Genomic DNA, 13,411 nt, shown 5'->3' with positions numbered 1-13,411 from the left:
GACATGGCCGACCCCTCCAGCTACCGCCCCAAGCCGGGACAGATCCCCGACTCCCCGGGGGTCTACAGATTCCGCGACGATCACCGCCGGGTGATCTACGTCGGGAAGGCCAAGAGCCTGCGCCCCCGGCTCTCCAGCTACTTCCAGGACCTGGCGAATCTCCACCCGCGCACCCGCACGATGGTCACCACGGCCGCCTCCGTCGAGTGGACCGTCGTCTCCACCGAGGTCGAGGCGCTCCAGCTGGAGTACTCGTGGATCAAGGAGTACGACCCCCGATTCAACGTCAAGTACCGCGACGACAAGAGCTATCCGTATCTCGCGGTCACGCTGAACGAGGAATTCCCGCGCGTTCAGGTCATGCGCGGCGCCAAGAAGAAGGGCGTGCGCTACTTCGGTCCGTACGGCCACGCGTGGGCCATCCGCGAGACCGTCGACCTGATGCTCCGTGTCTTTCCCGTACGCACCTGCTCCGCCGGGGTGTTCAAGAACGCCGAGCGCACCGGACGCCCCTGCCTCCTCGGCTACATCGGCAAGTGCTCGGCGCCCTGCGTCGGCCGCGTCACACCGGACGAGCACCGTCAACTGGCCGAGGAGTTCTGCGACTTCATGGCCGGCCGCACCGGCGCGTACATCCGTCGTCTCGAACAGCGGATGACGATCGCCGCCGAGGACATGGAGTACGAGAAGGCGGGCCGGCTGCGGGACGACATAGGGGCGCTGCGCCGGGCGATGGAGAAGAGCGCCGTCGTCCTCGCCGACGCCACCGACGCCGACCTGATCGCCGTCGCCGAGGACGAGCTGGAGGCGGCCGTACAGATCTTCCACGTCCGTGGCGGACGTGTCCGCGGTCAGCGCGGCTGGGTCACCGACAAGGTCGAGGCGGTCGACACGGCGGGCCTCGTCGAGCACGCGCTTCAGCAGCTGTACGGGGAGGAGAGCGGCGACTCGGTTCCCAAGGAGGTCCTGGTCCCCGCCCTGCCCGAGGACCAGGTGGCGACCGACGCGCTCTCCCAGTGGCTGAGCGAGCGCCGCGGCTCGCAGGTCTCGCTGCGGATCCCGCAGCGCGGTGACAAGAAGGACCTGATGGCGACGGTGGGGCGCAACGCCCAGCAGTCCCTCGTCCTGCACAAGACCAAGCGCGCGAGCGACCTCACGACGCGCTCCCGCGCCCTGGAGGAGATCGCGCGGGCGCTCGATCTGGACAGTGTGCCGCTGCGTATCGAGTGCTTCGACATCTCGCACCTCCAGGGTGACGACGTCGTCGCCTCGATGGTCGTCTTCGAGGACGGCCTCGCCCGCAAGAGCGAGTACCGCCGCTTCCAGATCAAGGGCTTCGAGGGCCAGGACGACGTCCGTTCCATGCACGAGGTGATCGGCCGGCGCTTCAAGCGCTACCTCGCCGAGAAGGAGCGCACGGGGGAGTGGACGGAGGAGGACGAGGGATCCACCGTCCCCGACGAGAACGGGCAGGACCCGGCCGACCGGGACATGACCGCCCAGAGCCCGGCCGCCCCCGGTGAGAACGGGCACGACGGCCACTCCGGTCCGTCGCCTCTCAAGGAGGACGACGGCAGGCCCAAGCGCTTCGCGTACCCGCCCCAGCTGGTCGTGGTCGACGGCGGACAGCCCCAGGTGGCCGCGGCCAAGCGGGCCATGGACGAGCTGGGCATCGACGACGTGGCCGTCTGCGGCCTCGCCAAGCGCCTGGAAGAGGTCTGGGTGCCCGACGACGACGACCCCGTGGTGCTCCCCCGCTCCAGCGAAGGGCTGTACCTTCTCCAGCGCGTACGTGACGAGGCCCACCGCTTCGCCATCACCTATCAGCGGGCCAAACGGGCCAAACGCATCCGGACCAGCCCCCTGGACGACGTCCCGGGCCTCGGCGAGACCCGGAAACAGGCACTCATCAAGCATTTCGGCTCGGTGAAGAAGCTCCGGCAGGCCACAATCGAGCAGATCTGTGAGGTGCCCGGTCTCGGCCGCAAGACGGCCGAGTCCGTGGCCGTGGCCCTCGCCCAGGCGGCACCCGCCGCGCCCGCTGTGAACACGGCGACAGGAGAGATCATGGAAGACGACGGGGGCAGCACGCATGACTGAGCAAGACCGGGACGGAGTGGCAGACGTGAGTACGGGTGAGCCCAAGGAGACCGCGAAGGGGGCAGCGCCGACGGCGGACGGGGAGACCACACAGGAGAACGCCGGGGAGCCCGTCGAAGGGACCGACGCGGCGACCGGGCCCGACGGGACGGTCCCCGAGCCCGCCATCCCCGAGCTGGTGATCATCTCCGGCATGTCGGGCGCGGGCCGCAGTACGGCCGCCAAGTGCCTGGAGGACCTCGGCTGGTTCGTCGTGGACAACCTGCCGCCCGCGCTGATCCCCACGATGGTGGAGCTCGGCGCCCGCTCGCAGGGCAACGTGGCCCGGATCGCCGTGGTCGTCGACGTCCGTGGCCGCCGCTTCTTCGACAACCTCCGCGAGTCGCTGGCCGACCTCGACGCCAAGCAGGTCACCCGGCGGATCGTGTTCCTCGAGTCCTCCGACGAGGCCCTGGTCCGCCGCTTCGAGTCCGTACGCCGTCCGCACCCCCTCCAGGGCGACGGCCGGATCGTCGACGGCATCGAGGCCGAGCGCGACCTGCTGCGCGAGCTGCGCGGCGACGCCGACCTGGTGATCGACACCTCCAGCCTCAACGTCCACGAGCTGCGCGCCAAGATGGACGCCCAGTTCGCCGGCGACGAGGAGCCGGAGCTGCGCGCCACGGTCATGTCGTTCGGCTACAAGTACGGCCTGCCGGTCGACGCCGACCTCGTGGTCGACTGCCGCTTCCTGCCGAACCCGCACTGGGTCCCCGAGCTGCGCCCGTTCACCGGCCTCAACGAGGAGGTGTCCGGCTACGTCTTCAACCAGCCGGGCGCCAAGGAGTTCCTGGACCGCTACACGGAGCTGCTGGAGCTGATCGCCACCGGCTACCGCCGCGAGGGCAAGCGCTATGTGACCGTCGCCGTCGGCTGCACCGGCGGCAAGCACCGCTCCGTCGCCATGTCGGAGAAGCTGGGCGCCCGGCTCGCCGCCGAGGGGATCGAGACCGTGGTCGTCCACCGGGACATGGGGCGCGAGTGACCGGACGCAACTTCCGGCTGCGGCGGCTGCGCAGGGCCACGCCCGCGCTGGCCGGCCGCGGCCGCGGCGCCCAGCCCAAGGTCGTCGCACTCGGCGGCGGCATGGGGCTGTCCGCCTCCCTGACGGCGCTGCGCCGGATCACCGGCGACCTCACGGCGGTCGTCACGGTCGCCGACGACGGCGGCTCCAGCGGCCGGCTCCGCGAGGAGCTGGGCGTGCTGCCGCCCGGTGATCTGCGCAAGGCGCTGGCGGCGCTGTGCGGCGACGACGACTGGGGTCAGACCTGGGCCCGCGTCATCCAGCACCGCTTCCAGTCCAAGGGCGACCTGCACGAGCACGCGGTCGGCAATCTGCTGATCGTCGCCCTGTGGGAACAGCTCGGTGACCATGTGCTGGCCCTGGACCTGGTCGGCAAGCTCCTCGGCGCCCACGGCCGGGTGCTGCCGATGTCCGCGGTGCCGCTGGAGCTTCAGGCGCTCGTACGGGGTCACGACCCGGACCGCCCGGACGAGATCGACACCGTACGGGGACAGGCCACGGTCGCCCTGACCCGCGGCGAGGTGCAGTCCGTGCATCTCGTGCCGAACGACCCGCCGGCGGTCCCCGAAGCCGTCGCCGCGGTCCTCGACGCCGACTGGGTGGTGCTCGGTCCCGGCTCCTGGTTCTCCTCGGTGATCCCCCATCTGCTCGTGCCCGAGCTGCTCGACGCGCTGGTCGAGACGAAGGCCCGCCGGGTCCTCTCGCTGAACCTCGCACCACAACCCGGTGAAACCGATGGCTTCTCACCGCAGCGTCATTTGGAGGTTTTGGGACGACACGCCCCTAAACTCGCCCTGGACGTGGTGCTGGCCGACGAGGCCGCCGTGCCCGACAGCGAATCACTCTCCGATGCCGCGAAGCGGCTCGGTGCCGCGGTCGAGCTGGCTCCCGTGGCCCGACCCGATGGACTTCCGAAGCACGACCCGGAACTGTTGGCCGCCGCGTACGACCGTATTTTTCGGATGCATGGAAGGATCGGCCCATGGCGATGACGGCAGCGGTGAAGGACGAGATCGCCCGGCTTCCCGTCACCCGTACGTGCTGCAGGAAGGCCGAAGTCTCGGCGATTCTCCGGTTCGCGGGTGGTCTCCACCTCGTGAGCGGACGCATTGTGATCGAGGCGGAGCTGGACACCAGCATCGCCGCGCGCCGGCTCCGCAAGGACATCCTGGAGATCTTCGGGCACAACTCGGAGCTTGTGGTGATGGCTCCCGGCGGACTCCGCCGCGGCAGCCGCTACGTCGTACGGGTGATTACCGGCGGTGACCAGTTGGCCCGTCAGACGGGTCTGGTCGACGGCCGTGGCCGGCCGATCCGCGGACTGCCTCCCCAGGTGGTCTCCGGCGCGACCTGCGACGCCGAGGCGGCCTGGCGGGGCGCGTTCCTGTCCCACGGCTCGCTCACCGAGCCGGGGCGCTCCTCCTCGTTGGAGGTGACCTGCCCGGGGCCCGAGGCGGCCCTCGCGCTCGTCGGCGCGGCCCGCAGACTCCAGATCCCGTCCAAGGCGCGCGAGGTGCGTGGCGTGGACCGGGTCGTCGTACGGGACGGGGACGCGATCGGGGCGCTGCTGACGCGGCTCGGGGCGCACGAGTCGGTGCTGGCGTGGGAGGAGCGGCGGATGCGCCGTGAGGTCCGCGCGACGGCCAACCGCCTCGCCAACTTCGACGACGCGAATCTGCGCCGCTCGGCGCGCGCGGCCGTGGCGGCCGGGGCCCGGGTGCAGCGGGCGCTGGAGATCCTGGGCGAGGAGGTGCCCGAGCACCTCGCCGCCGCCGGCCGCCTGCGGATGGAGCACAAGCAGGCGTCGCTGGAGGAGCTGGGCGCGCTCGCCGATCCGGCGCTCACCAAGGACGCGGTGGCGGGCCGGATCCGCAGGCTGCTGGCCATGGCGGACAAGAAGGCGCAGGACCTGGGCATTCCGGGGACCGAGTCGACGCTGTCGGAGGAGATGGCGGACGGCCTCGTCGGCTGAGTGACGCGCCTTCCGTAAGGAGGGCGGCGCGACCGAAGCGCGCAGAACGCCCGCACCGCAGTACGCCAACGTGCCGCTGCCGGTACCCCGTCGGGGGCCGACAGCGGCATTTTGCTTGGCCTTGAGGCGCCCTTGACATGGCCATGCGGGTTGGTGAATCTGACGGCGTCCCGTCACGCCTGTGGCGGACCACAGCAAGGGGGGCACATGAGACGCGGAGCGAGAGCGATCCTCGCGGCGGGCGCACTGTTGCTGGGCGGAATCACGGCAGCACCCGGCGCCCAGGCCGAGACCGCCACCGACAAGTCCCCGGCCGCGGCCGGGGACACCCTGAAGGTCTTCGACGCCGAGGTCACCGCCGAGCAGGTGCCACTGCTCCTCGCGGCCGGCCAGGACGCCCACGAGCTGGGCGAATCGGTGCCGAAGGGCGGTACGGCGAAGGTCGAGCTGTTCCTCACCGACGACCAGGCGCGCGACCTGGAGACCCAGGGCGTCGAGGTCACCGAGCGAAAGATCTCCGCGCAGACGCAATCGCGGCTGAGGGCGGCCGGGGACGGTGTCTACCGCCCGTACAGCGGTCCGGGCGGCCTCCAGGAGGAGATAACCGAGGCCGGCGCGGCCCACCCCGGACTCACCAAGGTCGTCTCCATCGGCAAGACCGTCCAGGGCAAGGACATCCTCGCCCTCAAGCTCACCAAGGGCGCGGCCAAGGCCAAGGACGGCGCCAAGCCCTCCGTGCTCTACATGTCCAACCAGCACGCCCGGGAGTGGATCACTCCCGAGATGACACGGCGGCTGATGCACCACTATCTGGACAACTACGGCAAGGACCCGAGGATCACGAAGATCGTCGACACCACCGAGCTGTGGTTCGTCCTGTCCGCCAACCCCGACGGCTACGACTGGACCCACGCCGCCGACGCCAACCGCCTCTGGCGCAAGAACCTCCGCGACGTCAACGCCGACGGCGTCATCGGCCGCGGCGACGGCATCGACCTGAACCGGAACTTCACCTACAAGTGGGGCTACGACAACGAGGGTTCGTCCCCGCAGCCCACCGGTGAGACCTACCGGGGCGCCTCACCCGGCTCCGAGCCCGAGACCCAGGCGATCGACCGCCTCCAGAAGCGCATCGGGTTCGACTACGGCATCAACTGGCACTCCGCCGCCGAACTGCTCCTCTACGGCGTGGGCTGGCAGGTCGCCATGCCGACCCCCGACGACGTCCTCTACCGGTCGCTCGCCGGCACTCCGGAGAACTCGGCCGTCCCCGGCTACTACCCGCAGGTCTCCTCCGAGCTGTACACCACCAACGGCGAGGCCGACGGACACGGCGCCAACGTCAACGGGATCATGATGTTCACCCCGGAGATGACCACCTGCGAGACGGTCTCCGACAGCGTCCCCGACGACGCCTGGGAAGCGGACGACTGCCGGTCCGGCTTCAACTTCCCCGACGACGAGAAGCTGATCCAGGCGGAGTTCGCCAAGAACATCCCCTTCGCGCTCTCCGTCGCCGAGACCGCCGCCCACCCCGACCAGCCGTCCTCCTCGGTCGGCCTGAGCGCCCCCGACTTCACCCCCGACACCTTCACCACCTCCTACGCGCGCGGCGCCGACCAGGAGGTCGCCGTCACCGCCCGCAAGTCGGTGCGTGACAAGGAGCTGAACTACCGGATCAACGGCGGCCGGACGCGGGACGAGGACCTCCGGGCCTGGAAGGGCGGCGAGACCTACGGCGGCGAGGACAACCTGTACTTCGACGAGTACCGCGCCGAGATCGAGGACGCCGACCCGGGCGACCGCGTAGAGGTCTGGTTCACGGGTCGTACCAAGAGCGGCAAGCGCACCACCAGCGACCGCTTCACCTACACCGTCGCCGAGCGCCCCAGGGCCGACACCCTTGTGATCGCCGACGAGGGCGCGCCCGCGCAGTACGCCCAGACGTACGTCGACGCGCTGCGGGCCAACGGCCGTACCGCCGTCGTCTGGGACGTCGCCACACAGGGCGCACCGCACCCCCTGGGCGTCCTGAGCCACTTCTCCACCGTCGTCCACCACACCGGCGCCGTCACCTCGGACGGCGACACACAGATCGCCGTACGCGACTTCCTCAACGAGGGCGGCAAGCTGATCGAGGCGGGCGAGCGGGCCGGCGGGAACGCGCAGGTCGGCCGCACGCAGACGAACGACTTCAGCCAGTACTACCTCGGCGCCTACGGGCGGGCCTCCACCGCGGGCGCCACCGCCTTCACCGGGGCCGGCGCGCTCCTCGGGACGTCGGGGCCGCTCGGCGCGGTGCCGGGCAATCCGCTGGACCAGGCCGGTACGTACACCGTCACCTCCTCCGTCCTCGCCCCCGACCTCTTCCCGCGGTTCGCCAGCACGGCGGCGGGGACGTACGACGTCGGCACCGGCGCGGCGGCGGTCACCACGAAGGACACCGTCCTGCTCGGCTTCGGGCTGGAGCAGGTCACGGACGCGGAGCGGCGCACGGCGCTGCTCGGGAAGGCGCTGCGGGCCCTGCGGCGCTGACCGCGCCGGCGCCACCGGCGCGGCGTCACCCCCGCGGCGGCGCCCCGTACCCCTACCGGGCGGTACGGGGCGCCGCCGGTCCGTAGGGGCCACTCGATGTCACCGAGGCGTCTGGGGAGAGGTAGGGTCATAAGTGGTCGGGGACATCCCATACGCACTCGCCGGCGTCGAAACCCGGCGTACCAACGAGGAGATCGGTTCGTGACGATCCGCGTAGGCATCAACGGCTTTGGCCGCATCGGTCGCAGCTACTTCCGCGCGCTGCTGGAGCAGGGTGCCGACATCGAGATCGTGGCTGTCAACGACCTGGGTGACACCGCGACCACCGCTCATCTGCTGAAGTACGACACCATCATGGGTCGCCTCAAGGCAGAGGTGAGCCACACCGCCGACACGATCACCGTCGACGGCAAGACGTTCAAGGTGCTCTCCGAGCGCAACCCGGCCGACATCCCCTGGGGTGAGCTGGGCGTCGACATCGTCATCGAGTCGACCGGCATCTTCACCAAGAAGGCCGACGCCGAGAAGCACATCGCGGGCGGCGCCAAGAAGGTCCTCATCTCGGCTCCGGCCAAGGACGAGGACATCACCATCGTGATGGGCGTCAACCAGGACAAGTACGACCCGGCGAACCACAACGTCATCTCCAACGCCTCCTGCACCACCAACTGTGTGGCGCCGATGGCCAAGGTTCTCCTGGAGAACTTCGGCATCGTCAAGGGCCTGATGACGACGGTCCACGCGTACACCAACGACCAGCGCATCCTGGACTTCCCGCACAAGGACCTGCGCCGCGCCCGTGCCGCCGCCGAGAACATCATTCCGACCACCACCGGCGCCGCCAAGGCGACCGCCCTGGTGATCCCGGAGCTCGAGGGCAAGCTCGACGGCATCGCGATGCGCGTCCCGGTCCCGACGGGCTCCGTCACCGACCTGGTGGTCGAGCTGGAGCGCGAGGTGACCAAGGACGAGGTCAACGCCGCGTTCCAGAAGGCCTCCGAGGGCCAGCTCAAGGGCCTCCTCGACTACACCGAGGACCCGATCGTCTCCTCGGACATCGTGAACTGGCCGGCCTCCTGCACCTTCGACGCCTCCCTGACCCTGGTCCAGGGCAAGAGCGTGAAGATCATCGGCTGGTACGACAACGAGTGGGGCTACTCCAACCGGCTGGTCGACCTGACCACCTTCGTCGGCGGCCAGCTCTGACAGCGGTCGGCTAGACAACTCCCGATGTGAACGACAGGGCTCGTGCGGCGCGACGTGGCGCTGACCGGGCCCTGTCGTCTGTGTGCTGTGTGCTTGTGCTGTGTGTGCTCGCTCTTCTGTGTGCTCGCTACGTCGCGGGACGTGGAGCCGCTCTCAAGGAGTCACTGATACATGAAGACGATCGACGAACTTCTCGACGAAGGGGTCGCCGGCAAGCGCGTCTTCGTCCGGGCCGACCTCAACGTGCCGCTCGACGGCACCACCATCACCGACGACGGCCGGATCCGTGCCGTGCAGCCCACTGTCGCCAGGCTCGCCGAGGCCGGCGCCCGGGTCATCGTGGCGTCCCACCTCGGCCGCCCGAAGGGCGCGCCGGACCCCGTCTTCTCGCTGGCCCCCGCCGCCGCGCGGCTCGGTGAACTCCTCGGCGCCGACGTCGCGTTCGCGACCGACACCGTCGGCGACTCCGCCAAGGCCGTCGTCGCCGCCCTCGCGGACGGCCAGGTCGCCGTCATCGAGAACCTCCGCTTCAACGCCGGTGAGACGTCGAAGGACGACGCCGAGCGCGGCGCCTTCGCCGACCGGCTCGCCGAGCTCGCCGACCTCTACGTGGGCGACGGCTTCGGCGCCGTCCACCGCAAGCACGCCTCGGTCGTCGACCTGCCGGCCCGGCTGCCGCACGCGGCGGGCGGTCTGATCGCCACCGAGGTCGGCGTGCTCAAGAAGCTCACCGACGACGTCGCACGGCCGTACGCGGTCGTCCTCGGCGGCGCCAAGGTCTCCGACAAGCTCGGCGTCATCGACCATCTGCTGGAGAAGGCCGACCGCATCCTGATCGGCGGCGGCATGGCGTACACCTTCCTCAAGGCCCAGGGCCACGAGGTCGGCGCCTCGCTGCTCCAGGAGGACCAGATCCCGGCCGTCCAGGAGTATCTGAAGCGTGCCGACGAGCGGGGCGTGGAGTTCGTCCTCCCGGTCGACGTCCTGGTCGCGCCCTCGTTCCCCGACCTCAGGACGAAGGCGCCGGCCAACCCGACGACCGTCGCCGTCGACGCCATCCCGGCCGACACGATGGGCCTCGACAACGGTCCGGAGACCAACCGGCTGTACGCGTCGAAGCTCGCCGACGCGGCGACCGTCTTCTGGAACGGCCCCATGGGTGTCTTCGAGCACCCCGACTACGCCGAGGGCACCCGGGCCGTCGCCCAGGCCCTGATCGACTCCGACGCCTTCACGGTCGTCGGTGGTGGCGACTCCGCCGCCGCCGTCCGGATCCTCGGTTTCGACGAAAACGCATTCGGCCACATTTCGACCGGTGGCGGCGCCAGCCTCGAATACCTCGAGGGCAAGACGCTTCCCGGCCTCGCCGCACTGGAGGACTGACCAACTGATGGCAGCTGAAACCCCGACCGAGAAGACCGCCCGTACCCCGCTGATGGCGGGCAACTGGAAGATGAACCTCAACCACCTCGAGGCCATCGCGCACGTCCAGAAGCTCGCCTTCGCCCTGACCGAGAAGGACCACGACGCGGTCGAGACGGCCGTCCTGGTGCCGTTCACCGATCTGCGGTCCGTGCAGACGCTGGTCGACGGCGACAAGCTCAAGATCAAGTACGGCGCCCAGGACATCTCCTCGCACGACTCCGGCGCCTACACCGGCGAGGTCTCCGGGCTGATGCTGGCGAAGCTGAAGTGCGCGTACGTGGCCGTCGGCCACAGCGAGCGCCGCCAGTACCACGCCGAGACCGACGAGATCTGCAACGCGAAGGTGCGGGCCGCGTACAAGCACGGGCTGACCCCGATCCTGTGCGTCGGCGAGGGCCTGGACGTCCGCAAGGCCGGCGAGCAGGTCCCGTACACGCTCGCGCAGCTCGACGGCGGTCTCAAGGACATCCCGGCCGACCAGGCCGAGTCCGTCGTGATCGCGTACGAGCCGGTGTGGGCCATCGGCACCGGCGAGGTCGCCACCCCCGAGGACGCGCAGGAGGTGTGCGGAGCGATCCGCGCCCGGCTCGCGGAGCTGTACTCGCAGGAGCTGGCCGACCAGGTGCGTATCCAGTACGGCGGCTCGGTGAAGTCCGGGAATGTCGCCGCGATCATGGCGCAGCCGGATGTGGACGGCGCCCTTGTCGGCGGCGCGGCGCTGGACGCCGAGGAGTTCGTCAAGATCGTCAGGTTCCGCGACCAGTAAGTATGCGAGGGCGCGGATCCGTCGTACCCTGACGGGGGCCGAGTCGGCATCTCACACATGCCGCCGGCCCCCGTTGTCCATTGCAGTCCTGTTCAGTCCCGTTCAATCCCGATTAAATTCGAGAGAATTCCGGAAAGTAGGGTCCAGCCGTGATTATGGGGTTCTCGATCGCCCTGATCGTCTTCAGCCTGCTGCTGATGCTGCTGGTGCTGATGCACAAGGGGAAGGGCGGCGGCCTCTCCGACATGTTCGGTGGCGGCATGCAGTCGTCCGTCGGCGGTTCCTCGGTCGCCGAGCGCAACCTCGACCGCATCACTGTGGTCGTTGGTATGTCGTGGTTTGCCTGCATTGTCGTGCTTGGTCTGCTGATGAAGCTGGACAACTGACCAGTCGTACGGTACGTCGCCGTGGGCGCGGCCTATCATGAGGCCCTGCGTCCCGGCGGTGGGGGTGTAACTCCACTCACCGGACGCGCGTTGGGCCATACGTAGACTGGGGCGCTCGACAGCGGAGCTGCCTCTCGACGCTTGATGCTTGCGGCACCATTCACGCAGGGAGTTACGACCGTGGCAAGTGGCAACGCGATCCGGGGAAGCCGGGTCGGAGCGGGGCCGATGGGTGAGGCCGAGCGTGGCGAGTCCGCGCCACGCCTGCGCATCTCCTTCTGGTGCTCCAACGGGCACGAGACGCAGCCGAGCTTCGCCCATGACGCGCAGGTTCCGGACACGTGGGACTGCCCACGCTGCGGATTCCCGGCCGGCCAGGACCGGGACAATCCGCCGGACCCACCGCGCACCGAGCCGTACAAGACACACCTCGCCTATGTACGAGAGCGGCGCAGCGACGAGGACGGCGAGGCGATTCTCGCCGAAGCCCTCGCCAAACTGCGTGGCGAGATCTAGACATTGATCCGGCCGGACACCCAAAGGTGTCCGGCCGGTGCCGCTTTCGCGGACGGCCGATTGTCAGTGGCATCCCCTACGGTCCGAACAGGAAGACCGAAAGGGAGAGTTGTGACGACGGACGAGGCGACGGCGAGCGGGCCGGCGGCCGAGAAGACAACGACCGGGACGACGGCGGCCGAGATCGCTGCGCCCGGGACGACCGCGCCTGGGACCACGGCGGCCCGGAAAGTGTCGGCGCCCGCGTGGCGCGGGGGATTCGGACGGCTCTGGAGCGCGGCTGTCGTCTCCCGCTTCGGGGACTCGCTGCGTAACGCCGCACTGCCGCTGCTGGCCGCCTCGTTGACCGACGACCCGCTGCTCATCGCCTCCGTGACCGCCTGCGGCTATCTGCCCTGGCTGCTGTTCGGACTGCTGGGCGGCGCTGTCGCCGACCGGGTGGACCAGCGCCGGGCGATGTGGGCCGTCGACCTGGTGCGCGGCGTACTGATGGCGGGCTTCGCGCTCGCGGTCGCGCTCGACCACGGCACGATCGCGCTGCTGCTCGCCCTGGCCTTCCTGCTGACCACCTTCCAGACGCTCTTCGACAACGCCGCCACGGCCCTGCTGCCCGCCGTGGTCCCCCGTGACACGCTGGCCGGCGCCAACGCCCGCCTCATGACCGGCCAGCACGTCGCGAGCGGCTTCCTGGCGGCGCCGCTGGTGCCCGCGCTCCTGATCCTCGGCGCCTCCGCCCCGTTCGCCGTCAACGCGGCCACCTATGCCGTCGGCGCGCTGCTCATCGCCTCCCTGCGGACCGACGCACCGGCGAAGGCCTCGAAGGCGGCCGGCGGCACCCTGCGCGCGGAGATGGCGGAAGGGATGCGTGCCCTGTGGCGGGACAGCGCGCTGCGGGGGCTGTCCGTGGCGACCGCCCTGTCGAACATCGGCATGGGAGCCCTCATCGCCACCCTGGTCCTGCATGTCACCGGCTGGCTGGACGCGGGCAACAGCGGTTACGCGGCGGTCCTCACCGGATTCAGCGTCGCGAGCGTCGCCGGCGGACTGGTGGCACCGCGGCTCGCCGTCCGGATCGGGCGGATACGGAGCGTCTTCGTCGCCGGAGTCGTCCAGACCTGCGCGCTCGTCGTGCTCGGCACGGTCCGTGAACTGTGGGTGGCGATCGCCGCGATGGCGGTGTTCGCGGTCATGGGCATGGTGTGGAACGTGAACCAGGCGACCCTGATCCAGGAGCGGAGCCCCGCCGAGATGCTGGGCCGCATCAACTCCGCCTTCCGCACGCTCGCCATCGGCGGGGCGCCGCTCGGCGCACTGCTCGGCGGTGTGGTCGCGAGCGCCTGGGGACTCAACACGCCCGCGCTGCTGGCGGCCGGTACGTTCACGCTCGCCGTCGCCTCGCTCGGCGCCCTGATCAATTAGGTTGGGAGGGCAGCTGGGCACCG

General features: G+C 70.0%; 10 protein-coding genes and 1 pseudogene. All 11 read left to right on the top strand.

Going from position 1 to position 13,411, the window contains the following annotated elements; all coding sequences use genetic code 11:
* The first annotated feature begins 3 nt into the window (after window positions 1-3).
* The 11 genes and pseudogenes from uvrC to ACFT9I_RS10745 all read left to right on the top strand — a co-directional run bounded on the left by uvrC (window position 4) and on the right by ACFT9I_RS10745 (window position 13,388).
* Window positions 4-2,100 carry an excinuclease ABC subunit UvrC gene (uvrC, locus tag ACFT9I_RS10795; protein WP_382562848.1) on the top strand — a complete coding sequence of 699 codons (2,097 nt, stop codon included), beginning with the start codon at window positions 4-6 and terminating at the stop codon, window positions 2,098-2,100.
* Window positions 2,093-3,124: an RNase adapter RapZ gene (gene rapZ / locus ACFT9I_RS10790; RefSeq protein WP_382562847.1), complete on the top strand. Its 1,032-nt coding sequence runs from the start codon at window positions 2,093-2,095 to the stop codon at window positions 3,122-3,124. The genes uvrC and rapZ overlap by 8 nt, the downstream gene beginning before the upstream one ends.
* Complete coding sequence (gene yvcK / locus ACFT9I_RS10785) at window positions 3,121-4,155, top strand: uridine diphosphate-N-acetylglucosamine-binding protein YvcK (RefSeq protein WP_382562846.1); 1,035 nt, start codon at window positions 3,121-3,123, stop codon at window positions 4,153-4,155. Before rapZ ends, yvcK begins: the two co-directional genes overlap by 4 nt.
* The gene (gene whiA / locus ACFT9I_RS10780; protein WP_382562845.1) at window positions 4,146-5,135 is read left to right on the top strand and encodes a DNA-binding protein WhiA; all 990 of its coding nucleotides are present in this window, start codon (window positions 4,146-4,148) and stop codon (window positions 5,133-5,135) included. Before yvcK ends, whiA begins: the two co-directional genes overlap by 10 nt.
* Window positions 5,136-5,342: 207 nt before the next feature.
* Window positions 5,343-7,538, top strand: a pseudogene (locus tag ACFT9I_RS10775) (M14 family metallopeptidase); the annotation flags it as partial.
* A 333-nt stretch (window positions 7,539-7,871) separates the two neighbouring features.
* Window positions 7,872-8,876, top strand: coding sequence for a type I glyceraldehyde-3-phosphate dehydrogenase (gene gap / locus ACFT9I_RS10770; RefSeq protein ID WP_382562843.1), 1,005 nt, complete (start codon window positions 7,872-7,874; stop codon window positions 8,874-8,876).
* Window positions 8,877-9,047: 171 nt separating this feature from the next.
* A complete protein-coding gene (locus ACFT9I_RS10765; protein ID WP_382562842.1) occupies window positions 9,048-10,259 on the top strand; it encodes a phosphoglycerate kinase in 1,212 nt (403 codons plus the stop codon).
* A gap of 7 nt (window positions 10,260-10,266) precedes the next feature.
* A complete protein-coding gene (gene tpiA / locus ACFT9I_RS10760; RefSeq protein ID WP_382562840.1) occupies window positions 10,267-11,067 on the top strand; it encodes a triose-phosphate isomerase in 801 nt (266 codons plus the stop codon).
* A gap of 149 nt (window positions 11,068-11,216) precedes the next feature.
* The gene (secG, locus tag ACFT9I_RS10755) at window positions 11,217-11,453 is read left to right on the top strand and encodes a preprotein translocase subunit SecG (RefSeq protein ID WP_354607055.1); all 237 of its coding nucleotides are present in this window, start codon (window positions 11,217-11,219) and stop codon (window positions 11,451-11,453) included.
* A 180-nt stretch (window positions 11,454-11,633) separates the two neighbouring features.
* On the top strand, window positions 11,634-11,969 hold the full coding sequence (locus ACFT9I_RS10750; protein WP_382562839.1) for an RNA polymerase-binding protein RbpA: 336 nt from the start codon (window positions 11,634-11,636) through the stop codon (window positions 11,967-11,969).
* Window positions 11,970-12,200: 231 nt separating this feature from the next.
* The gene (locus tag ACFT9I_RS10745) at window positions 12,201-13,388 is read left to right on the top strand and encodes an MFS transporter (protein ID WP_382562911.1); all 1,188 of its coding nucleotides are present in this window, start codon (window positions 12,201-12,203) and stop codon (window positions 13,386-13,388) included.
* Window positions 13,389-13,411: the final 23 nt, after the last annotated feature.

Origin of the sequence: Streptomyces sp. NPDC057137, assembly GCF_042670825.1 — a bacterium.
Taxonomy (GTDB): Bacteria; Actinomycetota; Actinomycetes; order Streptomycetales; family Streptomycetaceae; genus Streptomyces.
The sequence above is the reverse complement of the archived record's forward strand: the minus strand, read 5'-3'. Positions and strand labels throughout refer to the sequence as shown.